19 protein-coding genes are annotated in these 25828 nt (G+C 67.0%); 9 read left to right on the top strand and 10 right to left on the bottom strand.

Annotated elements, in window-relative coordinates:
* Positions 1-36: 36 nt before the first annotated feature.
* A complete protein-coding gene (locus FOC84_RS17325) occupies positions 37-705 on the bottom strand; it encodes a hypothetical protein (RefSeq protein ID WP_173145515.1) in 669 nt (222 codons plus the stop codon).
* Between the two features lie 189 nt (positions 706-894).
* Between FOC84_RS17325 and tssJ the strand changes: the two genes are divergently transcribed.
* The 5 genes from tssJ to FOC84_RS17300 all read left to right on the top strand — a co-directional run bounded on the left by tssJ (position 895) and on the right by FOC84_RS17300 (position 9565).
* On the top strand, positions 895-1512 hold the full coding sequence (gene tssJ / locus FOC84_RS17320) for a type VI secretion system lipoprotein TssJ (RefSeq protein WP_173145514.1): 618 nt from the start codon (positions 895-897) through the stop codon (positions 1510-1512).
* Positions 1513-1581: 69 nt separating this feature from the next.
* Positions 1582-2928: a type VI secretion system baseplate subunit TssK gene (tssK, locus tag FOC84_RS17315; protein ID WP_173145513.1), complete on the top strand. Its 1347-nt coding sequence runs from the start codon at positions 1582-1584 to the stop codon at positions 2926-2928.
* A gap of 33 nt (positions 2929-2961) precedes the next feature.
* Entirely contained in the window at positions 2962-3717 is a 756-nt protein-coding gene (icmH, locus tag FOC84_RS17310; RefSeq protein ID WP_223283522.1) for a type IVB secretion system protein IcmH/DotU, read from the top strand.
* A gap of 39 nt (positions 3718-3756) precedes the next feature.
* Complete coding sequence (gene tssI, locus FOC84_RS17305; RefSeq protein ID WP_173145512.1) at positions 3757-8958, top strand: type VI secretion system tip protein TssI/VgrG; 5202 nt, start codon at positions 3757-3759, stop codon at positions 8956-8958.
* Positions 8939-9565, top strand: a complete 627-nt coding sequence (locus FOC84_RS17300) for a hypothetical protein (protein ID WP_173145511.1) — start codon at positions 8939-8941, stop codon at positions 9563-9565. The genes tssI and FOC84_RS17300 overlap by 20 nt, the downstream gene beginning before the upstream one ends.
* Before the next feature lie 23 nt (positions 9566-9588).
* Here FOC84_RS17300 and FOC84_RS17295 read toward each other — a convergent pair whose 3' ends face one another.
* From FOC84_RS17295 to FOC84_RS17255, 9 genes are all read right to left on the bottom strand, one after another.
* Entirely contained in the window at positions 9589-9930 is a 342-nt protein-coding gene (locus FOC84_RS17295; protein ID WP_173145510.1) for a hypothetical protein, read from the bottom strand.
* 20 nt (positions 9931-9950) lie between these two features.
* Complete coding sequence (locus FOC84_RS17290) at positions 9951-10313, bottom strand: hypothetical protein (protein WP_173145509.1); 363 nt, start codon at positions 10311-10313, stop codon at positions 9951-9953.
* Positions 10314-10322: 9 nt separating this feature from the next.
* Positions 10323-10691 carry a hypothetical protein gene (locus FOC84_RS17285; protein ID WP_173145508.1) on the bottom strand — a complete coding sequence of 123 codons (369 nt, stop codon included), beginning with the start codon at positions 10689-10691 and terminating at the stop codon, positions 10323-10325.
* On the bottom strand, positions 10684-11001 hold the full coding sequence (locus FOC84_RS17280) for a hypothetical protein (RefSeq protein ID WP_173145507.1): 318 nt from the start codon (positions 10999-11001) through the stop codon (positions 10684-10686). Before FOC84_RS17280 ends, FOC84_RS17285 begins: the two co-directional genes overlap by 8 nt.
* 186 nt (positions 11002-11187) lie before the next feature.
* Positions 11188-11544, bottom strand: a complete 357-nt coding sequence (locus tag FOC84_RS17275; RefSeq protein WP_173145506.1) for a hypothetical protein — start codon at positions 11542-11544, stop codon at positions 11188-11190.
* Entirely contained in the window at positions 11537-11890 is a 354-nt protein-coding gene (locus FOC84_RS17270) for a hypothetical protein (protein ID WP_173145505.1), read from the bottom strand. The genes FOC84_RS17275 and FOC84_RS17270 overlap by 8 nt, the downstream gene beginning before the upstream one ends.
* 61 nt (positions 11891-11951) lie before the next feature.
* A complete protein-coding gene (locus FOC84_RS17265) occupies positions 11952-14336 on the bottom strand; it encodes a phospholipase D-like domain-containing protein (protein WP_173145504.1) in 2385 nt (794 codons plus the stop codon).
* Positions 14337-14373: 37 nt separating this feature from the next.
* Positions 14374-17670, bottom strand: a complete 3297-nt coding sequence (locus tag FOC84_RS17260) for a type VI secretion system Vgr family protein (protein ID WP_173145503.1) — start codon at positions 17668-17670, stop codon at positions 14374-14376.
* A 26-nt stretch (positions 17671-17696) separates the two neighbouring features.
* The gene (locus FOC84_RS17255) at positions 17697-18515 is read right to left on the bottom strand and encodes a hypothetical protein (protein ID WP_173145502.1); all 819 of its coding nucleotides are present in this window, start codon (positions 18513-18515) and stop codon (positions 17697-17699) included.
* 238 nt (positions 18516-18753) lie between these two features.
* On the opposite strand from FOC84_RS17255, the gene FOC84_RS17250 reads away from it, so the two are divergent.
* The 4 genes from FOC84_RS17250 (at position 18754) to tagF (ending at position 25826) form a co-directional block, all read left to right on the top strand.
* Positions 18754-19605 (top strand): M15 family metallopeptidase, encoded by an 852-nt coding sequence (locus FOC84_RS17250; protein ID WP_173145501.1) that lies wholly within the window; start codon positions 18754-18756, stop codon positions 19603-19605.
* 28 nt (positions 19606-19633) lie between these two features.
* Complete coding sequence (locus FOC84_RS17245) at positions 19634-21022, top strand: hypothetical protein (protein ID WP_173145500.1); 1389 nt, start codon at positions 19634-19636, stop codon at positions 21020-21022.
* Positions 21023-21141: 119 nt separating this feature from the next.
* Positions 21142-24846, top strand: a complete 3705-nt coding sequence (tssM, locus tag FOC84_RS17240; protein ID WP_173150205.1) for a type VI secretion system membrane subunit TssM — start codon at positions 21142-21144, stop codon at positions 24844-24846.
* Positions 24843-25826, top strand: coding sequence for a type VI secretion system-associated protein TagF (gene tagF / locus FOC84_RS17235; protein ID WP_173145499.1), 984 nt, complete (start codon positions 24843-24845; stop codon positions 25824-25826). The genes tssM and tagF overlap by 4 nt, the downstream gene beginning before the upstream one ends.
* Positions 25827-25828 lie beyond the last annotated feature (2 nt).

Here is a 25828-nt window from a genome sequence, read left to right as displayed (position 1 = left end):
CAAGCGAAGTGCATAGTGAAGAGGCCGTGGGCCCGATCAGGGTTTGAGAAGGTTGCCGAAAGGATCCGGCGCGCGGCCGGCCGGCGCGGCGCCGGAAGGCGCCGGGGCCGTGGGCGGCTTTGCGGCGGAAGCTGCGGCGGGATTCGCGGCAGGGGCCGCGGGCGTTGCGGCCGGCGTCGTCGCCGCCGCCGCGTTGGCGGCTGGCTTGGCCTGTTGCGCGGCGGCCGCGCCCTGCGCATCGCTGCGCCGCGGTTGACGCGGACGCGGGGGCTTGTAACCCTCGGGGAACAGCACGTCCTGGCCCAGGGTTTCGCGCATGGCGGCAGCCAGCGCCACCGCATCGGTGCGGGCGTTGCCCGCCAGCAGCGCGTTGGCGCGCAGATCAGCCAGCGACTGCATGGCCACGCGCAGGCCGCCCACTGCACGCACGGTCTTGGCCGTGAAGTCTTCGGGGTCGCGGTTCAGCGCTTCATCGGCCGCGACGATAGCCTCGCCATACTTTTGCTCGTCGAAGCGGATCTTCGCGATGTACGACCACGGCTCTCCTCGCGCGGGATTGAGCAGGGCAATCTCCTGGAACTCGGCGACCGCCTGGTCGTTGCCCTTGGCAGCCAAGGTCTGCGTGGCGTGCGTCATCGACTGCTTATATTCGGCGTCGGTCTGCGGCTTGGGAGATGTGGCGCAGCCCGCGAGAAAGGCCAACATTCCGCTGATGAGGAAAACCCGGTATCTGTGCATTTTTTTGGTATGTAGGAGGGTGTAACCAAGGCCGCGTATTTCAACAACCTTTTGTTAGCGCCACACTACAGTGCATTACTTCATGTAACTCACCCAAAAACTTCGCTCATCGTGCCGTGATCTGTATGTTGTCGCAGGCTTCCGGTATAAAGAGCCATGTCAAAACATCTCTATTTTTCTCGGTGCGTGGCAGTAGCGGCGATCATCTCGGCAAGCCCCGTAATCAGCGGTTGCGCAGCGGTTTCAGCGATTGGAGCGGTGGCCGGAATGACCGGCGGCATGATGGATATGGCGGGCCTGAAGAAGGACCCGAATGCGCCAATCGATGTGAAATTGGCGATACATGCCGGAGAAAATTTGAATGCGAGTAGCGGACAGCCCATGGCTGTGGTTACGAAAATATACTATTTGAAGAATGCCGAGGCATTTCAACGCGCACCGCTCACGCAATTGGTTGATACTGACGCCGAAAAGGCGGCGTTGGGTGACAGCATCATCGCTGCACGCGAAGTCACACTGACGCCGGGACAGCGCTACGAGCACCTGGAAAAAGTGCCGAAAACCGCTGCCTACATCGCTGTCGCGGGCTTGTTCTACGCGCCCGCGCCACAGCGCTGGAAATACGTATTCGAAGTGAAGACCGCCGAGGACACCGGCATCGTCATGGGCGCCCATGCCTGCGCGATGACCGTGGTCACCGGACAGATAGTGTTGCCACCGGGCGTGCCCGGCTTCGACCCGGCCCGTCTCGGCTCGGTGCAATGCCCGAACTGAACGCGAGCCGGCCATGCCGATCCGCCGTCCTCGACGCCCTCTCTATATAAGAAGCAAGAGCCAGCAAACGTGAGCCATTCAGCGAAGATATTGTGGGGAGAGGGGCTGTTCCTGCGGCCCCAGCATTTTCAACGCCAAGACGCGTACCACGAGGCCCGCCTCGCGGAAATGAGCCGCGCGCTGCATCCCTATGCCTGGGGCCTGCGCGCGGCGCGCTTCGACGCGGCGGCGCTTGCCAACGGCATGCTGCGCGCCACCGAGCTCTCCGCGATCTTTCCCGACGGCGAAATCTACAGCGCGCCCCACAACGACGACCTGCCGCCCGCGGTCGCGCTGGACGGCCTGGACGGCGCCAGCACGGCGGTGTTCTACCTGGCGCTGCATCCGATGAAGGACATCGGCGGCAACTATCGCGACACGCGCCAGGAGCAGGGCTTCGATGCACGCTATGCGCACCAGGACAGCCCCGCGCCGGATCTGTACACCAACGCCAGCACGGCCGAACTCGCCTTCCTGCGCAAGAACGTGCGCCTGCTGTCGGAACACGAGCCGCGCGACGCGCTGCTGACCATCCCCGTTGCGCGCGTGCGCCGCACCGCCAGCGCCGGTTACGAGCTGGACACCAGTTTCATCGCCCCCAGCGTCACGGTGCAGGCATGCAACGCGCTGTTCGAGCAGCTGCGCCGGCTGCTCGACGCGCTGCAGGCCAAGGTCAACGCGCTCTATGGCTTTCACCGCGAGCCGAACAAGAACATCATCGAGTTCCGCTCGGGCGACGTGGCTTCCTTCTGGCTGCTGCACACCTGCAACGAAGCCTATTCGGCGCTGTCGCACCTGTTCCACAACCCGCAGTTGCACCCCGAGCGCCTGTTCCAGGAAATGCTGCGGCTGGCCGGCGCGCTCATGACCTTCTCCAAGGTACACACGCTGGCGGACCTGCCGGCCTACCAGCACGACGCGCCGGGCGCGGCCTTCGCGCAGCTCGACGAGATCCTGCGCGATCTGCTCGACACCGTTATCTCCACCCGCTACTTCTCCATCGTGCTGGAAGAGCTGCGCCCCTCGTTCCATGTCGGCCGGCTGGATTCCGGCAAGCTCGACGAGACCACCGCGCTCTACCTGTCGGTATCCGCCGCCACGCCCGCCAGCGAACTGGCCGAAACCGTGCCGCTGCGCTTCAAGGTGGGCGCGCCCGACGACGTGGAAAAGCTGGTGCTATCGGCCATGCCCGGCGTGCAGCTTGTCTACACGCCGCAGGTTCCGCCCGCCGTGCCCGTCAAGCCGGGCGCGTGCTACTTCACCCTGCAGACGCGCGGCTCGCTGTACGACCGCATGCTGCAGGCGCGCAGCATCGCCATCTATGCCCCCTCGGGCATACCCGAACTGAAACTGGACCTCATCGCCGTCACCCGTTAGAGCCTGCCCATGACCGCCGACGCGCCCACCCTGATGCCCGGAGCCTCGCTCCCTCCCCGAGCCGCCGATTTTTACGGTTCACGCCCCGCGAAGTCCCTGCTGGACCTGCTGTACGACGGTTTCCTGATGCTGTTTCTGTTGAAAAGCGGCCAGGAGCCTGTGGACGCCGCCTCGTTCTCGGCGCGCGTGCAGCAGTTCCTGGCGGACTTCGAGCGCAGCGCCAAGAAAATGGACATTCCCGCCGAGGACGTCTACGCCACCAAGTACGCGTTCTGCGCGGCGGTGGACGAGACCGTGCTGAACTCCGGCTTTTCCATCCGCGACGCCTGGATGCTGCAACCGCTGCAACTGACGCTGTTCGGCGAACAGCTCGCCGGCGAGAATTTCTTTGCCCGCCTGGAAGACCTGCGCGCGCAAGGCGCGCCGCGCCTGCAATCGCTGGAAGTGTTCTATATGTGTTTGTTGTTGGGCTTCCAGGGCAAGTACATGATCGAAGGCCAGGAAAAACTGGGCTATCTCACGGCGCGGCTGGGCGACGAGATCACGCTGCTGCGCGGCAAGCGCGCGGGCTTCGCGCCCCACTGGCCCCTGCCCGACAAGATCGCCCACACGCTCAAGCGCGACGTGCCCCTGTGGAGCATTGGCGCGTTGTTCGCGCTGCTGGGGCTGCTGGCCTATCTGGGCATGAGCCACTTCCTGAACCGCGACATGCAGACCGCCATGGCTCCGTACCATGACATCGTCAAGATCGGGCCGCGCGCCGCGCACCTGACCATCTCGCTCCCCTGATTCGCTACCCTGACAGCCGCAGGCCGACCGCTCCACACCATGACCGACCGTTCCCAAACGCCCGCCGGATTCAGCAGCCTGGATGTTGCCGCCCTCTCCCAGAACGCCCGCATGCTGCAAATGCGTACACCCCTGGATGCGGCGCTCGCGGTAGAGCGCATGAGCCTGCGCGAAGGCGTCTCCGAACTGTTTGCCCTGACGCTGGACTGCCTGGCGTCGTCGGCGGAACTGGATGTGCAGGCCCTGCTGGGCCGCGAGATCAGCGTCAGCCTGCTGCTGGCCGATGGCGGCAGGCGCCAGTGGCATGCGGTGGTGGAAGGCGTGGACGCGCTGGGCGCGGATGGCGGCCTGGCGCGCTACCGGCTGCACGCCGCCCCCTGGCTGGCGGCCCTGGGCCTGCGCCGCGACAGCTTTCTTTTCCAGGACAAATCGGTCACCGACATCCTGAGCGAGATCTTCGCCGACTACCCACAGGCAGCCTACTCGTTCGACATCGCCGAACCGCCCGCGCCGCGCCCGCTGCGCACGCAGTACCGCGAGACCGACCTGGCCTTCGTGCTGCGCCTGATGGCCGAGGCCGGCTTGAGCTTCCGCTTCGACCATCAGCAGGGTGAACAGCAGAACGAAGCCTCGGGCGGCGCGCGTCACCGGCTGGTCGTGTTCGACACGCGTGCGGCGCGGCCCGCGTGCCCCGACGCCACGCTGCGCTTTCACCGCAGCGACGCCACCGAAACCGAGGACAGCATCACGCGCTTCGGCGCCTCCCGCGCGGTACGGCCCAACGCCGTGACGCGCCTGGCCTGGGACGATCGCAAGCTGCTCGCGCACGCGGCGCATGCGCAGTCCGACGTCCAGGCCGGCGCGGTGCCTCGCCTTGAAGATTACGACTACGATGGCCACGGCCGCTACGCCGATGGCGACAGCGCGGAGCTTGCCGCCGCGCGCAGCCTGCAGGCGCACGAAGCCCGCATGGTGCGCTTTGACGGCGGCGGCACCGCCCGCCAGATGATGCCCGGCCATGACTTCACGCTGACCCAGCACAGCCGCTACGCCGCGGGCTCGGGCCAGGCCGTCGATGAGATGGGCGGCAACCGCTACACGCTGCTGCACGTCGAACACGAAGCCGCCAACAACCTGGGCAGCCAGGCCGCCCACGCGCTGGGCGAGTCCGATCTGGAGCACGGCTCCTACCGCAACGCCTTCGGCGCCCTGCCCGCGGCCGCGCCGCTGATGCCAGACTGGCGCGCCAAGCCCACGGCGCCCGAAGGCCTGGCGGCCGTGGTGGTGGCCGCGCAGGACGCGCCCATATCCTCGGGCCGCGACCTGCGCATCAAGGTGCAATTCCCCTGGCAACGCGGCGCGCGCCCGCTGCCTGGCGGACTGGCGCACCGCAGCCACGGCGACGACACCGGCAATGCGCCGGGCGACGACAGTTCCGGCACCTGGCTGCGCGTCGCGGGCGCGCAGGCCGGCCCCAACTGGGGCGCACATCATCTGCCTCGCAAAGGCACCGAGGTCCTCGTCGAATTCCTGGATGGCGACATCGACCAGCCCGTGGCTTCGGCACAGCTGTACAACGACGCCGACCTGCCGCCCTGGTCCGCCGGCGAGGACGCCGCGGCCAACCATCCCGGCACGCTCAGCGGCTGGCACAGCAAAGCGCTGGGCGACGAGGGCCACAGTCAGTGGCTGTTCGACGACACGTCGCGGCAGATGCGCACCCGCCTGTCCAGTTCCATAGGCGCGACGCAGCTGGGCCTGGGCTATCTGGTCGAGCAGGCCGCGGACGAATCGAACCGCGGCGCATGGCGCGGCACCGGCTTCGAGCTGCGCTCGGATGCCTGGACGGTGGTGCGCTCCGGGCAAGGCATGCTCGTGTCCGCCAGCGCACGCGAAGATGCCCGGTCCACCCAGGCCGACGCCCAGGAAGCACTGACGCGTCTGCGCGGCGCACAGCATGCGGCGCAACGCCTGGATGCCGCGGCAACAAAGCGCCAGGCGCGCGCGCTCGCGGCCACCAGCCAATATGACGCGCTGACCCGCGCCATCGACCCCAAGGGCGACGGCCGCTATCCCGGCAGCGTGGGCGGCCAGCAGGCGGTCAAGGCCAGCGGCGCCGAGCGCACCGGCACGGAGGCAGTGGAGCGCATCGATGGCGCCCGCATGTTGATCGACGCGCCCTCCTCTCTCAACTTTGCCACGCCCGCCTCGGCCATCCTGCACGCCAGCGAAAATCTGCACGTCACCGCGCTGGCCGACGGGCACGTCGCCGCGCGCCAGACCTTCGCCACCGCCTCGGGCCGCTCCACCAGCCTGTTCGTACAGGACGGCGGCATCCGCGCCGTCGCCGCCGAATCGCCGGTGTCGATCCACGCGCATACCGACATGCTGGAGATGCTGGCCGGCCAGGACATCACCGTCACCTCCACCGCCGACAGCATCGAGATCCTGGCGAACCAGAGCGTCACCCTGCAGGCCGCCGGCGCCAGCATCGTCATGAACGGCGGCGACATCCTGTTCAAGGGGCCGGGCATGTTCTCGGTCAAGGGCGCATCGCACAGCCTGATCGGACCTGCCAGCGACGCGGCCACGCTGCCCGCGCTGCCGTCCACCCAAGTGGGCGACCCGATGCTGGTGACGGCCGAACTGGTGCACCGCCCCAAGGCCAAGCCGCAGGCGCAAGCCGGCTCCGGCCAGGCGCTGAATGCAGCCGGCGCGACCGGCGCGGTCGCCGCGGCTCCTGCCGCAGCCCCTACGGCGGCTGCGGCCGCCGGATCGCAAGCATCCATGCTTGGCAGCGCGGGCGCCGCGCTTGCAAGCGGCGCAACTGCCGTATCCAAGACCCTGTCCACAGTGGCCGATGGCGCGTCCGGCATGCTGGACCAGGCCAAGAGCATAGCCGGCGATGCGCTCAAGCCCGTGCAGGAATTGGGCGCGATGGCCGGCAAGACCATGCAGGCAGCGGACAAGGCCGGCTCGGAGCTGATGTCGGGCGCCATGGCCAAGGCCGGTGGCATGGCGAAGACGGCCATGCAGAATGTGGCTCCGTCGCTGACTGGCGGCGCCACGTCCTCACTGGCGAACGGCGCCACGCAATCCTTGGCGAACGTGGCGACGCCGTCGCTGATGGATGGCGGTCTCTCCACCATGAACATGGCACAGGGCGCTGGCGACGCGCTGGCTGGCGCGGTATCCATGCCGCAGGCGTTGACGGACGCGGCAGGAGCCATAACGAAGGCCAGCGGCATGGCATCGCAGGCCTCGGCCCTGGCGTCGCAGGCATCCACCCTGGCCTCGCCGGCCGCAGGCGCCGGCCCATCCGCCTCGGGCATGCTGTCGGGCGCTTCCAGCGCCGCCACGGCGATGGGCAGCGCCACGGCGGCATCCGCCCTGGGCGCCGCCTCCAACCTGACGACGGCCGGCAGTGGCGGCGTGGGGGCCGCCATCGGCCCGGTCATGACCCAGGCCATGGGCACGATGGGCGGCCGCCCTGCAGCGCTGAGCACGGCGGTGAACACGCTGCTGACCATGCCGGACGTCACCCAGAGCAATCTGCCGACTGTGGCGGGCGCGATTCTCAGCACGCCGGGCCTAACCGACTCCGCGATTCCGTCCGTGGTCGGCGCCATCCTGCAATCACCCACGATATCCAACGCCACGCTGCCCAAGGTGGCGGAGGCGATCATGAACATTCCCGCAGTGGCCAACTCGCCTTATCCGGCGATGGCCAAGCGGGTCATGGAAATGGCCGGCGTCAGCCTGCCCGGCGCCGCGGCCAAGCCCGCAGGCACGCCCGGCGGCCAGGACGCAGGCGGCGCCGCCGCGGCCGGGACGCCGGATGCCGGCGCGCCCACGCCGTCCGCCTACCAGGCCAGGAGCGGCGCCAAGCTCCAGTACGTCAACCTGCAGGAAGAGGACGAGGTCTGGAACGATGGCCAGGCGCTGGACAGCCTGGACCGCCAGACCAACAAGCCCAGGATCCGCGTGCGCTTCAACAAGGCCGGCCAGCATCGCTTCAGCGTCAAGGTCAGCCCGCGCCCGGGCAATGCGGTGTACTCCGCGCGCGAGCAAAGCCGCCAGCCGCTGTATCGCGAGCCCAACCAGCGCTCCTACAGCTACGTGACCGACGCCGACGGCACCAAGGTGGTCGACAACATCACCTTGCCCGCCGCCGGCCTGAACACCTATACCTTCGAGGTGGTGAACGACAAGAACCAGACCATCTCCACGGAGCAGGTCGAAACCGCAAGGCGCCTGTATCTCCAGGAGATCATGCTGCCCGGCCCCGAGGCCCTGGCGCGCCGCCACGGCTTCCAGCCGACCGCGACAGAGTACGCGCGGCATGGCGTCGACGTCGTGCAATTGCCGCCGGTCAGCACGCGCGGCGACGCCAACTCGGACGTGTTCACCGACGACGGCTACGACCGCCTCTGCCAACTGGCCCGCTCCGTCTACCCCCGATCGCAGGGCCCGGACCGGGAGCCCTACACTCTCGCGGTCTGTCACCTGGACAGGCTGGCGTCAATGCTGCCGATCCAGCCCATGTACGTGCAAGCCACGGCCGGCCCCGGCGCGGGCGACAAGCAGATCCAGTTCGCCAGCGCCGACGGCAACGTCAGCTTCCTGTGGTACCACATAGAGCCCACCGTGGACTGGTTCGTGGAATGCCTGTTCGAGTACACCGACCCAGCGGCCGGCGTCAGGCGCGCAGTCATTCCCAAGGACCGCGTCACCCCGGTGCCCTACGACCCAGCCAGCCCCAAGGCTTGCCATGCCGTAAATATCCGCATGGCCGGCCTGCTGCCCGTCCCGGCCTCGGGCAAGATCATCCTGCGGGTCCGGCTGATGGAAAGCGCCGCGGGCGGCGTGGCATTCCCCGGCACCAACCTCCTGGGCGTGGCGGCGATGACGCCCTGGGAACCCGTCACGATGGATTATCAGCAGCAGACGCTGGTGCACGAGATCGGCCACCTGATCGGCATGACGCCCAGCGGCCCCGAGTGGGCGCGGGCCCACCCGGACGAGGCAGAGATGGACTCGTCCAAGCTCGACAAGGGTCCGTACTTCTATTCCCAGTCCGGCAACCACTGCCATTTCGGCCTGACCGCCAGCCAGGCCGATCCCAGCAACACGGGCTCCTGCGTCATGTTCGGCGGCGACTGCGTCAGCATCCGCTTCTGCGCCAGCTGCGCCCAAGCCGTACGCAAGACGGACATGTCCAATGGCTGGCCCTCGTTCTGACGCGCGGCGCCGCCTGGCGCCGGCGCTGGCCCTGCTGCTCGCGGCCGCGCTGGCCATGGCCGCGCCCGGCGCCGCCACGGCCGCGCGCCCCACCCCTCATACCCAGAAGACCACGATGAACACCGACTGGATCGATCCGCCCTCGTTCGCCACCGCGCCCATCGGCACGGTGCGCGACCACGCCTGCATCCCGCCCAACCATGGCAGCGACGACCAGCTCAACATCGCCGCGCCCGCGCGCGTGCGTCCGCAGGCTTCCGGCGCGCTGGTCATTCCCGTCTGCGCGCAAGGCATCATCCCCGTATCGCAGAACCAGAAGCTGCCGCGCTTCGTCGCCGTCAACACGCAGACCAAGGCGGTCTATGAAGGCGTGGCCTACGAGTACAAGCCGCGCAAGCGCCCCGGCGTGGAAGTGGACGAGATCCCCAGCTCGCGTCCGCCCAAGGGCATCCCCATCAGCCCCGGCATCAGCGTGGGCACGCAGTTCAGCACCGATCTGGCAGCGCAGGTGCGGCTGCCCAAAGACCCGGCGGTCTACGAGGTGTATATCGAATCGAACGGCGTGCGCTCGAACACAGTGAAGATCGAAGTGCAGGCGGCGCAGTAGGCGCCCCGTTTCCAGCGGCCGCCTCAGCCGCCTGGCCGGCGGTTCCAGATCGCGCCGCCCCATATCCAGCCCGCAAGGGCCAGCGTCAGCATCGCGATCATGAATTCCACCCGGTGCTGCTGCGGCACCGGATTCAGGTGGGACAGGGTCAGGAAGGGCTCCACGGACAGCAGTTCGGTAGCCGCAAGCGAACTGAAAAACATCGCCAGCACCAGCCCAGTAAAGCGCGGACGCGCGCCGCGCGTCTCTTTGTCGCCCGTGATGAACCACAGCAGGCGGATCAGCTGTATCGCCGTCGCGGCGAACGGCACGCAGATGGCCAATGCCAGGGCGCCCAACGCAAGAAGACCGTAGATCGACATCATGCGTCCACCCTGGCCGGCCGCTAAGACGCGCGGGCCCCGATCATGCGCAGCACGCGGTCCCGGATCGACCGCCCATAGGCCCAGCACCAGACGGCCAGCGCCAGCATCGCAACGGTGAAATAGGCCCTGGCCTCGATCGGCACCGGATTCAGCGCCGAGATCGTCAGAAAGGGCTCATAGCCCACGAAATCGCTGGCGGCCAGGGTACTGAAGATCAGAGCCAGCACCGGCCCCGTGAAATGCGGCCGATCGCCGCGCGTGGTCTTGTCGGCCCAGAAGGACCAATGGATGAAACGGCTTAGCTGGATCGTCACCGCGAACAGCGGGATGACGACGGCCAGCAGCAGGACGAAAAGGGCGACGAGTACTTGAGGCGGAAGCATGGCGGGATTTTAGCGGCTGTGGGAAACGGCGCCGCGCCCGACACGCGCGCGCAACGCCAGCCCGAACACCGCCATTCCCATCGACAGCGACAGCAAGCGCAAGGCTTCCAGCGCCTTGTCGAAATAGGCCGGCTTATCGAACTGGGCGGCGACGCCATAGCCGAAGATGGCGTACGCAATGCAGGCCAGCAGAAACACCGCCATCAGCGCGATCGTGACGTCGCGCACCGCGCGCCAGGCCCCGGGCGAAAGCCCCGGAAGATTGGACTCCAGGCACGGCAGGATTCCAGCGCCCCACCAGAGCGGAACTATCTGGAATACCCCCCAGGCCAGCAATTCGCCGGACTGCAGGACATTGGCGGGATACACCTCATTCATGGCCGCGCTCCCGCTTCGCCATTCTCCGATGGACCAGCAGGACGATCAGGGCGGTAAGAAGAGACGGGCTCATGTACGGCATCAGCCCAAGCAGCGGAAACTCGTAGCCGCTGTCATGGTTGGTCGCCAGCCAATAGAACATGCCCAGCAGGACCAGCGCGAAAACCCAGACCGCCAGCATTCCAGCCGATATTCCGCGTCTGAAGGAACGCGTCCCCAGTCGGCCAAAATGCTGCGGCCACCGGCAGATGATCAGCGCCAGGATGCCCGTCGCCGGCACCAGGTAGGCGGTCGACTGGGCCATCAACATGCCAGACTCGGCAATCGCAGCAAGGACTGCATGCAAGTTCTTCTCCCAGGGCTAGAACCGACGTTCTCAGCGCAATCTGTGGCGAGCACCAGGCCGAACAGCGACAGGATCAGCGATGGCCCCAGATGATAGGGCAATCCGAGCGGCAGCGGGGACTGGAGCACGGCATACGCCCACGAAGAATCGTCATGAGTTCTGCCTGGATCGGCGATGGACCCACAGCACGACTCCCGCCAATGCCAGCGCGATCGACACCCACATCGTGGACAAGGTGCGTAGAGTAAGGTTCGTGAACCCGTGATCGTCGAAGTAAACAGCCACTGCCGAACCGTATATTCCGTAGACAACTACGTACACCAGAAACAGCGCCATCAGCGCCACGATCACATTCCGCAAAAGACGCCAGGTCGTCGACCGCAACAATGGCAAGTCGGACTCGATACACAATAGCAAGCCGATGACCCATACCATGGGCAGCAACGAAATCGATTCCGTGGCGAAGGTCTCTCCCGCCTTTAGCAGCGTAAGCGGAACGTCAATCATCTTCTCCGCCCCTGGCGCGAATCTTGTATCGGACGATCAATCCGATCAGAGACAAAATCAGCGACGGCGCCAGATAGGCAAGAAAAGCGACCAGGACAAAACCATGCTCCCGGGAATAGCTCCGCGAAACATAGAAGAGCAGAAAAAATCCCACGATTGCCAACAGCCATACGGCCGCCATGACTATCGCGAGACCCGTACGCGAGGCCGACGATCCCAACACACCGAAGCGACGCGGCCAGACATGAACCGCAATCCCCACGACGCAGACTAGTGGGAGCACGTACACCAGAGCGTACGCGGTCTGAAACGCCATATCGGCAGCCCAGATCAAGAATTCACGCACGACTTGTCTCCTAGGGCGTCAACTGGCGGCACCAATTGCCGCACTGCGAGCAAGAACCTCATCATGCTGCCTGTTCTTCTTTCTTGCTTTCAAAAATATCTTCCTTCGGCTTATTCGTCTGCTCCGCAATGACGCTATCCAGGACGCGTCCCGGCGGCTTCGGCGTATCTCCTTCGCCAGCCCCCCACGCCAAGGGCATTTCAACGAAAAATCCCTTAACTTTGGAACGCAAATAGGCAATTGCCTGCTCGATCTTATGCTCTGAATTCGCCATGTATGTCGGCTGTAAATCAGGCAACTTGGTGAAATCGTATTCCCCCGAGGGCGGACCGTCGACCAGAATGTAGCCATCACGCAGCTTGCCGTCCGGCCCGACATTGCCGATTGGAACGCCATTCACCTCGTACTTCTTAACCTGTGTATAGATCGGTGGAAAGGCTTTCCGTCCATCCAGGAGCTTGCGAAAACTGTTGCGAGGCGTATGCCGGAAAACAGTGCTGTAGGCCTCGCGGTTATCGTGCGCGAGCTTCTGCAAAGCCTGGATGCTGGAGGGATCCAAAGGTCTCTCCAGGCTGATTCCTTGCGGTACGCCGGCAGCTTTCTGGACGCCCGTCGAGCCGCTCTCGACCATCATGCCAAAGTGTTTGCGCCAGAGCTTCATGCGCAGGTCTCGGGCGAATTTCCGCGTCACGACTCTCACGCCAGCGCCAACATCGGTCATCGCAGCCCCATCGTCGTCCACTACCACGGCAGCCAGCTCGGTATCGCCGTTCCCGTTCAGGCTGCGATCGTTGATGTTTGCGCTGCCGATGATGGCGACCGCATCGTCGACGATGGTCAGCTTGCTGTGTACGTAGACCATCTCCGTAACAACACCCAGACGTGTCGAACCGTAATTCCGCAGATTCAACACCGTCAGGTACTTGCGCCATTCGTCCGCCATACCCCAATTGGCAAGCGCGACAGCGATGTCCGCGTTCGTCTGGGCTGGCTGAGCCACCTTCCTGGTCTTGCTGTGCTTGGCGTACAGTGTGGCGTTGATTCGATGCACCAGGCTGTTGCGCGCGCGCTTGACGCCCTGTAGTGCCCACCACGTCTGGGAGATGGTCGCCGGCTCTTCCAACAGGCCTTCCGGATGCTCCGGCAGTACCAGCCACACATGGAAGGGCCGGTCAGCATAAATGGCTGCCCCTATCGCATTGGCCAGTTCCGGAATGATGGGATTCGTCCCCGGCGAAGTTTTCTTGCCGAGCTGATCCACCCCGCAATCGGAAATGAAGAACTGATTCTCGATGTAGATGTAGGCCTGCGCCGACCGGATGCAGTTGACCATCGCGTCCCGGATGCTGGTCTGATGGTTGGCCGCCCACTTCGCCCGGGCAGCCTGAACTATCTTCCGGCGCTTCGGGTTGGGAGTCTTCCAGTCGTCGTTGACGTACTTGTAATTGTCGCCCCAGAGTTTCAGTTCATCCTGCAACTGTTGCGACGAGGCCGAACGGCATATCTGCACCGTGGCATTGCCGCTGCCGCGCGTCTGCGGATCAAGCAAATGCTGAGACCCTTTCGCTTGGTCGAACCAACTCGCATCCATGCCTGGATCGAACACATTGGTACCCACGCGCGCGAAGCTGTTCCAACGCAACACGAAGTTCAGGAAAACGTCGAAGGCCGCGGGTCCCTCGACTTTCATGGCCACGTCTTCCCATGGTTCCCGCGGCTGCCGCAAGGGATCGAGCAGAGTTCCACCCAACGGAGGCTCAAATCCCGGCAGTCCCCCTGAGGCCCGGGTGAGGTCCAGTTCTGCCTGGGTCGCCTTCCTGGCCGCCACAAGCTGCGCGTTGTACGCGTCGTTCAGCACGTGTATCTTCGGGTCGATGACGACATCGAAGGACGGCGTTTCCCAACGGCCGTAGGCCAGATCGATTCCGCCCAGGAATGCTGCTTTTCCGTCCACCAGCACGAACTTCTGGTGATGGGAAAAAAAAGTGTTTGTTGCAGGGACCCGCCCCGTATTGGCGTACTGCAGCATGACACGGATAGAACCCTTGCCCTTGGGCAAGCCATGCAGCATGTCCTGTGTCGTGTCATCGTGCGTATCTACAGCCATACTGATCGAATCGTAAAGCAGGATACGAACGTGCACCCCGCGCTGTATCGCGGCCGCCAGCAGCGACGACAAACGCCCCGGATGGCCATCTTCGCCGCGCCGGTCCAGCTCCACGTCGTAGTCCATCTGCCAGTCCGCGATCATGATGAAACTTTGCGCCCCGCGGATCGCGGCCGCCACGGCCGCCATGTAGTCCCGGCCGGTGATGTAGGACTCGCAGCGGTTGCCATACCGCGGCATGGCGAAGGGCTGGTTCAGGTCGAAGTACTGGCCCGATACCGTCGTCATCGTGTCCGGGACGATCTGCGCGGTGTACTGGTCTATGTCGAGTTTATCCATGGCCTTTTTCTTGAACGCAAGCTGGCGGACGGCTGCCTTATGCCTTCGTCTTGGGTTTGAGCGTCTCCATGCCCTGCGCCGACCCGTCGGCCAGGGCGTGCTCGGACAGCCAGTCGGCATGCGCCGTATCCAGTTCCGAACCCTTGCGCGCAAAATTCAGGGCATCGAGAATCCGCTCCGAGGTCGCCTGTTCCGAGGTCGTCGTCCAGCGCGCCGGCGTCATGGCTTGCGCGGTCAGGCCGCTGATCAGCCATACGCGGCCGGGATTCGCCATCACTTCGCTGTGGACGGCGTATTGCTGCGCTTCCGACAGGCCGAGCTCGCCGCTGGCGGGCGTCTTTCCTTCGCCCAAGACCTCGGACCACTCCGACGAATCGAACACCTGGGGGTTGATGCGTCCACCCTGTTGAACCACGTTCAGTTCCGCAGGCACCTTCACGATGCGCCAGGTCTCGCCCTCCGGCGCGATGCCATGGGCCCCCGGCATGTCCTGCAGGCGCAGGGCCAGCTTCATCGGCGCGGGCGCGCTTTGCACGAACACGGGCAGGGCATAGGACATCTGGTCCGGCCCGGCAAACTGCTTGTTCCCCGTCTTCACATCGATGCGCCCCGGCGCGGTCACGGTAATGTTGCCGCCTTCCAGCACGATGCTGGCGCCGGCCGCGGTGGCGATGCGGATGCGTTTGGGCGCGGCACACTCCACGGAGGTCTGCGCGCTGCCGATGGTAATGTCCTTCTGCGCCTGCACGCGCAGGATGTCGTGCTGGGCCTGAACGTGCACGTCGCCCGTGGCGGAGATCAGGTCCAGGCCGGAGTCCGCGCCGCCCTGCTGCAGACCAGCGACGATGCCCAGGCCCTGGCCGGTGTGCACGCGCAGCGCGCCCATCACGGCCAGGTTCTGGTCCTTGCCGGCCGACCAGTGCACGGTCTCGCCGGCGGTGTATTGCATGTGTTCGCCGGAGACCTGCGCCAGGCCCGCGCGCGCGGCCATGAACACGACCGGATCGGTGAGGTGCGGCACCTTGCCCTCGGCTGCCTGGGTGTGTTTGGCCGAGGCATCGCCGCGCGCGCCATCCAGGCTTTCGCCCGCGACGGTGCCGGATACGGCGCGATGCATGGCGGCCAGCGGCGCCTTGCCGTCGTCCAGCACGCTGGCTTCCGGTCCCCTGGAGCCGAGCGCGCTCGCCAGCCGCAAGCCCTGGTGTGCGCCGACCACGCCGTCCAGCGAACGCACCATCTGGTCGGCCTGGCTGGCCAGCGCTTGCAGCCCTGCGGCCTCGCCTGCGGGGCCGGCGGTGCCGGCGTAGGTGCTGAGCAGCACGCCCGCGCCGCCGCGCACGGCGCCGTAAGCGTCGGTGCGCAGCTCGGCGCCCAGGCCGCGCAGGCCGCCGCGGTAGTTGCCGGCCTGATGGATCAGGTGGCCCAGGTTCAGTTCACTGGCTTCCTGGCTGCTCTTGATCTGCAGCCGCAGTTGTCCGTCGCTGTCGTCGAACACGATCTGGTTGTAGCCCGAGCCGCCGAACTCCTTGCTCTTGAAGCCGCTCAGCGCGGCGGCGTTGCGGTGGTTCTCGTCGCCGCCCGCGGCGCCATGCCAGGCGGGCGCGTTGCTCCCTGCCAGGTTGGCCTGGGCGCTGGGCGCGGTATCGCGCGCGGCGGCGTAGACCTGGGTGTCGGCCTGGCCGCCGTCGCGGCCGCCCGGCGTGGCGGGCGTGCCGCCCTCGCCGCGGCCGTTGTACAGCGCGCCCACGACGATGGGCTGGTCCACGTCGTCGTCCAGGAAGCGCACCAGCACCTCCTGGCCGATGCGCGGCACGAAGCTCATTCCCATGCCCGCGCCCGATTGGCGCTGCGCCACACGGGCCCAGCGGCTCTTGGCCAGCCCCTCCGCGTCGTCGGCCTGCCAATGGAAACGGATGCGCACGTCGCCGCGCTTGTTGCGCAGGATCTCGTCCTGCTCCCGCGCCTGTACCGCGCCGTCCGCGTCCGTGACAATGGCCGTGTGCACGCCGTGGACCGACGGCGCGCCGCTCAGGCGCGCGCCTCGTGTCTGCGGCAGCGGCCGCCGCCAGGGACGGTCGCAGCGCACCGCCTGGAAGCGGTTGGCGTAGCCGACCTCGCGCGCCTTCGCCAACACGGCAGCGTCTGGCCGCGACGGATCGGCGCCCGTGCGCTCGGTGCCTGGCGACTCGGGAGCCTCGGCGTCCAACGCCAGATACGCATCCAGCCCGCCCAGCCGCTGCGCCAGCGAGGCGCGGGTTTCGGGCGGCAGGTTGTTGATGCCTACGTGCTCGACCCGGTCCAGCGCGAAGGCGGGCTCGAAGCCCTCTTCGCTGGCGGGCCCCAGTGGAGACATGTTCTGCAAAGTGAAGCGCGTGCCGGAACGGAAGGTGCGTACGCTGCCCAGACCGACAAAGGTTTCCGCAGCGGCCTGCACGGCTTCCATCGCCAGGGTGGCCTGACGCCGCGCCTCGGCCTCATCGGCAAAGCTGCCGTGGCCGGCGACTTCGTACCATTCCAGGCCGGCATCCTCGCCGCCGTCGACAGGACGCGCCAGCGCCTCGGCCGCCACCGCGCGCTTGCCGCCGCCATGCCAGCCCAGGACCGTGACGCGGTCCGGACCGCGCCGCCATTGGCGCGCCATGGCCTGCACGGTGTCACGCGATTCGGTCGCGCCCGCACGGTGAAAGCGCACGCCCTCGCCCGCGGACTCCGCGTCCTCGGCCAGGCCGCGGCTATCGGCGAAGATCAGCACGACATGCCGCGCAGGGACCTCCGGGTCTTCAACCACCGTCCAGCCCAGTCCCGCCTCGGCCAGCAGGCGGCTGATGAAGGCGTGGTCGGTCTCGCGATACTGCGTGGTGTAGGGGCGCGGCGCCAGGCCAGCCTGCGCTTCAGCCGCGTCGGTGGCCACGCGATGCACATAGCCTTCGTAGCCGCCCAACACATGGCCGACGATGTCCAGCACGGAACGCGCTTCGAACACGCGGCTGTTGCGCTGCTGCGTGGCCAGCCACAGCCAGGGCGCGAACGTGAGGCGGTAGCGCGCCAAGCCCGCGTTGCCCGACAGCAGCTCGGCTTCGCGGACCAGGCCGCTACGGCCCGCGCGACTGCCATCGGCGCGCGTGGTCCACAACGTCACGGGGCGTCCGATCATGTCGCGCAGATCCAGGCCGGCGTTGTCGGACAGCGCGACCACGCGCGTCTGCGAGATGCCCGACAAGGCTTCGCGCGCGATCCAGCCCTCGACCTGCAGCGAGGCGAGCGCGCCCTCGCCTTCCAGGCTGTAGAGGCGGGCGTCGGAACTGAACAGGCCGGGCGTTGCAGTCGGATCCATTGCGGGGAAAAACCTTCTCTGAAGACTCAGGGTTCGACCTGGGCTTGCGGATTGGGGCATTCGGGCGCGGTGCCCCAATAGCCTGAACACACCCGCAAGCGGCATTGCTCGCTTTCCAGGAAGCCCAGCTTGCGGCACTGCTCCAGGCGCGCCGCCAGGGGCGAGCCCGGCAGTTCGCGGACAAAGACGCCGTCGTTCTTGTAGACCTTGGTCCCAGGCGGCGAAGCAGGCGGCAGGCCATAGGACATCAGCGCGGCCAGCAGCGCGGCGTCGGAATCGTTGCGCGGCGTCTTCGCGCGCTGCGGCGCGGCCTGGGGCGGCGCCTTGGGCGCGGCTTGCGAGGTGTTCGCGCGCTGCACGGTGGGTCCGGTTGCCTTGGGCGCGGCAGCCTGCGCCTGCAACGCTGCACGAGGCGGCGGCGCGGCGGTGACGGCCAGCGCCGACAAGGGATTCTCGGGCACGCGGTCCTCATCGGCATTGGGAAGTCCCAATTGCGCCAGGGGATGGTCTTCGATGACGGCAGCCGAAGCAGGCTGCGTGTCGGCATCGGCCGCTGCCACGCGTGCACTCGCGGCCGGCGCAGGCGACACGGCCGCGGGCTGGGGCGGCTGCGCGGCCGGGGGAGTTGATTCGGCAACCACAGGCAGCGGCGGCGTATCGAACACGCTGTACAGCATGGCGCCCGCGGCGCCAGTCAACAACACCAGCAGCAGGGCCAGCGGCAGGCGGGAACGGCGCTTGGGCGCCAGGTGTTTGACCTCCGCGTCCGGCACCCGGCCCTCAAGCGCGGCGAGGATGCGCGAGGCCGCGCGTTCATCCGATGACGGTGAACGTCCTGCGAGCAAGCTGGGAACAGAGGTCGGTGATCGCGATCTTTTTTCGTCTTCTGCCATGCGAAGTCCCGTGTCTGCAGGGGCTGTCTGCACCCCTGTAACCAAGGGGTTCGAGAATACCTGATGACTTCTTTCACATCACCGTTTCTTGTTACGAGTTCTAAGCTACAGACGCGTTTTGCAACGCCCAAGCGCTTGCCTGAATCCCAAATAGAACAAAAGATTACGCCTTCGTAACTGAGGGACCTCCTTGCTGCTCCTGCTGCCTCTCTACTTTCTGCTCGCCATCGGCGTCTCCGCGTTGCTTGTCTTTCCGTCCTTGCGGGAGGCCTCGGCACGGGGAGCGCGCGCGTTCGCGCAGGGAATACGCCGGGGCATGGCGCGCGGCGCGGGACACGCCGGCGGGGCCGTGGGCGACTCCGCGCAGGCGCTGCGCGCGGGCTTCGGAAAGGCCGGCGGCGCGTTTTCGGCGTACCGCTGGCACATCGCCGTAGGCCTGCTGGTGGTGCTGCTTCCGTCACTTTTCGCTTTCGTCATGCGACACAATCACACATTTGTTTACGAGGATCGGACCGCGGGTCCGGACCCCCGCATCCAGGCTTTGCTGACCGGCGAAAGACTGGTCCCGCCGCCCCCGCTGGCGCCTGAAGCATTCACCACGCGCGAAGTGGAATTGGTGCGTCCCAACCTGGGCGGCGCCAGCCGCGACTGGAACCTGCTGGACGCCGATTACCGCCAGCGCCTGCTGGCCGCTTACCGCGTGATGCGTGAAGAGCACGGCTACGAGATGGTGCTGATCGAAGGCTATCGCAGCCCGGACCGCCAGGCGCAACTCGCGAAGATGGGCTCGCACGTGACCAATGCCGGCGCCTACCAGAGCTATCACCAGTTTGGTCTGGCCGCGGACAGCGCCTTCCTGCGCGACGGCAAGGTGGTCGTGTCCGAGAAGGATCCCTGGGCCATGCGCGGCTATGAACTCTTCGGCGAAACCGCCGAGCGCGTCGGCCTGACCTGGGGCGGCCGCTGGAAGATGATGGACTTCGGCCACACCGAACTACGCCGCCCCGGCGTCATGCGGCGCAACGGCGAGGCCGCGCAATGATCAACTCCGCAAACGTCGGATCGCATCCATGAGCCGCATACTCAGAACCGGGCTCCTGCTGGCCCTAGTCTTCGGCGTGGTCTGGCTCGCCGTCATCATCTGGTGGCAGGAGTCGCGCACGCTGCCCACGGGCGTGGACATCGGCCTCTATCTGTTCGCGCTGCCGCTGGCGCTGATTGTCGCTGCATGGGGCGGCGCGCGCATCGTCCACGCGCGGCGCGAGGCCCGCGCCGCGCCGGCCCAGCCTGCACAGGACAACACGGCCTCAACCGCCGAGCCCGCGCCGGCCGCCGCGCGCCTGCGCGTGCTGGCCAGCGCGGCCAGCGCCGCCATGGGCAGCGAGCCCGCCGCCATCCACGCGGCGCTGGCCGCACAGCAGCGTCCGGACCTGGATCCCTCTTTCAAGAACACGCAAGGCTTTCCGGTCTTCAGCGCGCGCGCGCCGCAGCTCGATACCGATGCGCTGCGCGCAACGGCGCGCGAGGCCCGCGCCCCGGCCGCCGCGCTCGAGGAAGAACGCGTGCGCGCAACCGCTCTGCTGGCGGAAGTGGTGGAGGCGCTGTCGCAGGAGGCGCGCGGCATCGTGCTGAACCAGGACGAACCGCAACGCGACGAAGCCTGGCCGCTGCTGCAGCTGGAACTGCTGCTGCCGGCGCAATGGCCCGACGCCGTGCGCGACCATGCCGCGCACCAGGTGCGCGCGATGGCCACATGGCCGGCCAGTCGCATCGTTCAGCGCCTGCATGCCGCGCAAGACGCGCTCGCCTGCGACGGCCTATTGCGCCAGCTGGCGCAGGAACCCCTGACCGCGCGCAGCGCCACGCTGCGTCTGGTCGCGGTCGCCGATTCCTACATCGACGCCACACGGGTGGAGCAATGGGACGCCGCAGGCCAGCTCATGACCAATTCCAATCCGCAGGGCCAGGTTCCTGGCGAAGCCGCGGCGGGCCTGCTGCTGGACCTGGCCGCGCAAGCGTCCGGCGGCGAGCCCGCACGTACCGACTCCGCGCTGATCCTTATCCTGTCGGCACAAGCGCAGCGCGCGGTCGGCGCCGACGCGCGCGGCGCGCTGCATGAACCCCGGCTGACCGAATTGGCCACGCAATTCCTGGCCGAACAAGACCAGCCCGCCGACGGCGTGGCCGCGTTGATCAGCGATGCCGACCACCGTGGCAGCCGCCCGCTGGAGACCGCCGGCCTGGCTGCGGCGCTGTTTCCGGCGCTGGACCCCAATCAGGACTGCCTGGCCGTGGGCTCCGGCTGCGGCCACACCGGCGCGGCCGCGCATCTGCTGACCGTGGCCGTCGCGGGCGCCGCCTGCGCCCAGGCCGGCGCGCCCGTGCTCGCACTCATGACCCAGGACCCCGCGCTGCGGACGCTGGTGCTGGTGTCTTCCTCCGAACCCCTCCCCGCCTGACCCACAAGAACATAGCTCAAACCATGCGCAGCCCCTCCGATCTCCTATCCGGCGCCTCCCGCGCCATCAGCGAAGGCCGACATTGGTCCTCGCGCGCGCTGGCCAGTCCCCGCACCTTCATGGCGCTCGGGCTGCTGGCCCTGGTGGTGTTCCTGTTCCTGTTCGCCGACACGGTGGAGATCGGCCTGGTCTGGGCGGGCATCGCCCTGGGCGTCTGCGTGCTGCTGTGGCTATGCGCCTATCTGTGGCGCCGGCGGCGCACCCGCAAGGCAAACAAGAACCTGGGCGATATGCTGGAGCAGCAGGTGCAGACCGGCGCCGCCGCCAACCGCAATGACGTGGAAGCGCTGCGCACGCGGCTGACCCAGGCGGTACGCACCATCAAGACCTCGAAGATCGGCCAGACCTCGGGCAACGAGGCTCTGTACGAGTTGCCCTGGTACATCGTCATCGGCAACCCCGCGGCCGGCAAGAGCAGCGCCGTGATCAATTCCGGCCTGCAGTTCCCCTTCGCGGACAAGAACGGCGCGGCGGTGCGAGGCGTGGGTGGAACGCGCAACTGCGACTGGTTCTTCACCACCGAAGGCATCCTGCTGGACACCGCCGGGCGCTACTCGGTGCATGAAGAGGACCGCAACGAATGGATGGGTTTCCTGGACCTGCTCAAGCGGCACCGTCCCAAGGCGCCCATCAACGGCATCATCGTCGCCGCCAGCATCGACGAGCTGACGGGCGCAGGCCCCGAGTTCGCGATCAACCTGGCCAAGAACCTGCGCCAGCGCGTGCAGGAGCTGACCGACCGCCTGGAAGTGTTCGCGCCGGTCTACATCATCTTCACCAAAGCCGACCTGATCTCGGGCTTCAGCGAGTTCTTCTCCGACAGCGACCAGAGCGAGCGCGACCGCGTCTGGGGCGCGACCCTGCCCTACGGCGCCGAGGAAAACCGCGACGTGCTGGCGCTGTTCGACAGCCGCTTCGACGAGCTGTATGAAGGCCTGAAGGAAATGGGCACGGCGCAGATCTCGCTGCGCAACAGCCGCGACCTGCCCCCGGGCCTGCTGACGTTTCCGCTGGAATTCGCCGGCATCAAGCCCGCGCTGCGCACGTTCCTGTCGACGCTGTTCGAGACCAATCCGTTCCAGTACAAGCCGGTATTCCGTGGCTTCTACTTCACCAGCGCGCTGCAGGAAGGCGTCACGCAAAGCACGTCAACCGAACGGCTGGCCGAACGCTTCGAGCTGCGTCCCGCCGCGCGCGCGCAGTCGCGCAGCGTGACCTCCAACAACGGCTTTTTCCTGCGCGACCTGTTCTCCAGCGTGATCTTCGCGGACAAGAAGCTGGTGCGCCAGCACGCCAGCCCCGCCAAGACGCGCATGCGCTATCTGGCCTTCTTCGGCCTGGTGCTGGCGCTGGGACTGGTGCTGGGCGGCTGGAGCTGGTCGTACCTGGGCAACCGGCAACTCGCGCACAACGTGCAGGCCGACCTGGACAAGGTGGTGCGCCTGCAAAGCGAGCGCACCGACCTGCAGAGCAGGCTCGAAGCGATGGAGATCCTGCAGGACCGCATCGAGCAACTGGACCGATATTCCTCCAGCCGGCCGTGGTCCCTGGGACTCGGCCTGTACCAGGGCGACGTGCTGAAGGAGCGGCTGCTGGCCGAGTACTACAACGGTGCACGCCAATTCATGCTGACGCCGGTGAAGACCAGCCTGGAAGACTTCCTGGCCAAGGTCGATACCTCTGCCGCGGCGGCCAACGGGAGCGCGCCGCAACCGGCGCCGCAGCAGGCCCGCGCCGCGCAGGCAGCCAATGGCGACACCCTGTTCCAGGATGCCTCGCCCACCAATGCGGACGACGCCTACAACGCGCTCAAGACCTATCTGATGATGGCCAATCATCAGCACGTGGACCCCACGCACCTGTCCGACCAGATCACGCGTTTCTGGCGCGGCTGGTTGGAGACCAACCGCGGCGCCATGCCGCGCGACCAGTTGATCCGCAGCGCCGAGCGGCTGATCTCGTTCTATGTCGGCCGGGCGCAGGACGACGGCTGGCCGCAGATCGACACCAATCTGGCGCTGGTCGAGAAGACCCGAGGCAGCCTGCGCGCCGTGATGCAGGGCATGCCGGCGCGCGAACGCGCCTATGCCACGCTCAAGGCGCGCGCCGCCACGCGCTTCCAGGCCATGACGGTGGCACGCATCGTCGGCGAGAACGACGCGGGCGTGGTCGCGGGCAGCTACGCCATCCCCGGCACCTTCACGCGTGAAGCCTGGGAGCAGTACATCCAGCCCGCCATCGGCGAGGCGGCCAAGAAGGAAGTGCAGACCAGCGACTGGGTGCTGGGCGTGAACGCGCGCGACGACCTGACACTGGAAGGCAGCCCGGAGCAGATCCAGAAAAGCCTGGCGACGATGTACAAGACCGAGTACGCCGAGGAATGGCAGAAGTTCCTGCGCGGCGTGACAATCAAGCCCTTCACCAGCTTCGAGCAATCGGTGGGCGCGATGAACCGCCTGGGCGATCCGCAGACCTCGCCCATCGCCAAACTCATCAACACCACCTATGAGCAGACCTCCTGGGACAATCCTTCGCTGATCAACGCCGGGCTGCAGCAGGCGCAGAGCGGCCTGGTCGGCTGGTTCAAGCGCGTCATCCTGCGCCAGACGCCGCCGTCCGCCGCGCCCGCCACCACCGCCAACGGCGAGGCGATTCCGATGGGTCCGGTGGGCCGCGAGTTCTCCGACGTGGCGCGCCTGGTGGTCACGCGCGACAATCAGTCGCTGCTGGGCAACTACATGGGCGCGCTGTCGAAGATCCGCACCCGCTTCAACCTGCTGAACAACCAGGGCGATCCCGGCCCCGGCGCGCTGACGCTGATGCGCCAGACGCTGGAAGGCAAGGAATCGGAACTGGCCGATGCGCTGAAGCTGGTGGACGAGCAGATGCTGGCAGGCATGTCGGCGACGCAGCGCGAGACCCTGCGTCCGCTGCTGGTGCGCCCGCTGATCCAGGCCTACGCCGTGACCATGCAACCGGCGGAGTCCGAGCTGAACAAGGTCTGGAACGCGCAGGTCTACCGTCCGTTCAACCAGACCCTGGCGGAGAAGTATCCCTTCGCCAGCCGCGCCAGCGTGGAGGCCAGCAGCGACGAGATCGGCCAGGTGTTCGGCCCGCAGGGCAGCATCGCCAGGTACGTCAACGACACGCTGGGTCCGCTGACCGTGCGCCGCGGCGACATCCTCACGGCGCGCACCTGGGGCGACATGGGCGTGAGCCTGCAGCCCGCCTTCACGGCCAACTTCGCGCAATGGGTGGCGCCGCTTTCGGGCGGCGCGGCCGGCAGCGGCGCGGCCAGCCAACCCCAGACGCTGTTCCAGATCCAGCCCAAGCCCGCGGCCGGCGTCACCGAATACACGATCGAGATCGACGGCCAGCAGCTGCGCTACCGCAACACTCCGCCGCAGTGGGTCAATTTCGTGTGGCCCAACGCGCAGGGCGCCCCCGGCGCGCGCATCACCGCCACCACCTTCGACGGCAGCGTGGTCGAGATCGTCAACGAACCCGGCCGCTTCGGCCTGGAGCGTTTGATCGCCACCGCCCAGCGCACCGCCAACGCCGACGGCAGCTTCAACATGAGCTGGGGTAAGTCCAACGTGACGGTGCCAGTGAAGCTGCGCATCATCAGCAACGCCCAGGCGTCCGGCGCCGGCGGCAGCGAGCCCGGCGGCAGCCAGGGCCTGCGCAACCTGCGCCTGCCCTCGTCCGTGATCGGCGCCGCTTCCGAATCCTCCGCCCAGACGCAACCCGGAGCGCCGCAATGAGCAACCCGCAGTCCCCCTTGTTCCGCACGGCTTACTTCGGCAAGATCCCCAGCCGCGGCGATTTCGTGAAGAACACCTCGCATCCGCAGCTGATGGCCACGCTGGACGCCTGGGTCGCCAGCACCATGGAGATGCTGGCGCAGGAGCCGCACTGGAAGGCGCTGTACGACGAGGCCGAGCCCATGCCGTTCGCCATCCTGGGGTCGCGCGGCAAGCTGGCCATCGCGGGGCATCTGCAACCCAGCCAGGATCTGTCGGGCCGCCGCTATCCCTTCCTGTCCGCCACCTCCGTGGAAGTGCAGAAGCCGCTGGCCTTCATCGCCCGCAGCCCCATCGCCTTCAGCCGCATGTGGAACCGCATGAGCGGCGCCGCCGTCCTGCTGATGCAGGACAGCGATCCCGCCTCGGCGCTGCAGACGCTCAACGAACTGGAAGGCGAGATCCGCACGGCGGCCGACGACGGTTTCGATGCCTTCGTCGACCTGCAGACGGTGGAACGGCTGGAAGCGATGCTGCGCGGCAACGGCCACGCAGCGCGCGTGCACGACATCATCCTGGCGCTGGGCATCCTGCTGGGGCCGGTGATGTCCAGCGGCTCCTCGCAGCTGGACAAGGGACTGTCGCTGCCACTGCCTGACGATCCGCTCTACATCAATCTGGTGGCCGCCTACTGGATGACGCTGATCTCGCCCTTCCTGTCCCGCGCGGACTTCGAGATCACGCTCTTCATCGGCCGCATCGCCGGCAAGCACCGGCTGGCCGTGGATTTCCGCGGCGCCTCGCCGCAGACGCTGGCCAGCCTGCTGTCCACGCCGCAGGCGTATGCCGAACAGCACATCGTGCTGGAAGACGCGCCCTGGGTCCGCAACCACGTGTCGGCCAGCCATGGCCTGGCCAAGCTGTCCAGCTACCTGGACCAGCCGCGCCTGTCCTTGCGCCTGGCGCTGGACACTTTTCTTGAAGTCTTCACCGGAGCCTGACC

The sequence above is a fragment of the Achromobacter pestifer genome (genome assembly GCF_013267355.1).
Classification (GTDB): Bacteria; Pseudomonadota; Gammaproteobacteria; order Burkholderiales; family Burkholderiaceae_B; genus Achromobacter; species Achromobacter pestifer_A.
Note: the sequence above shows the minus strand (reverse complement) of the source record. Positions and strands in the feature narration are given on the sequence as shown.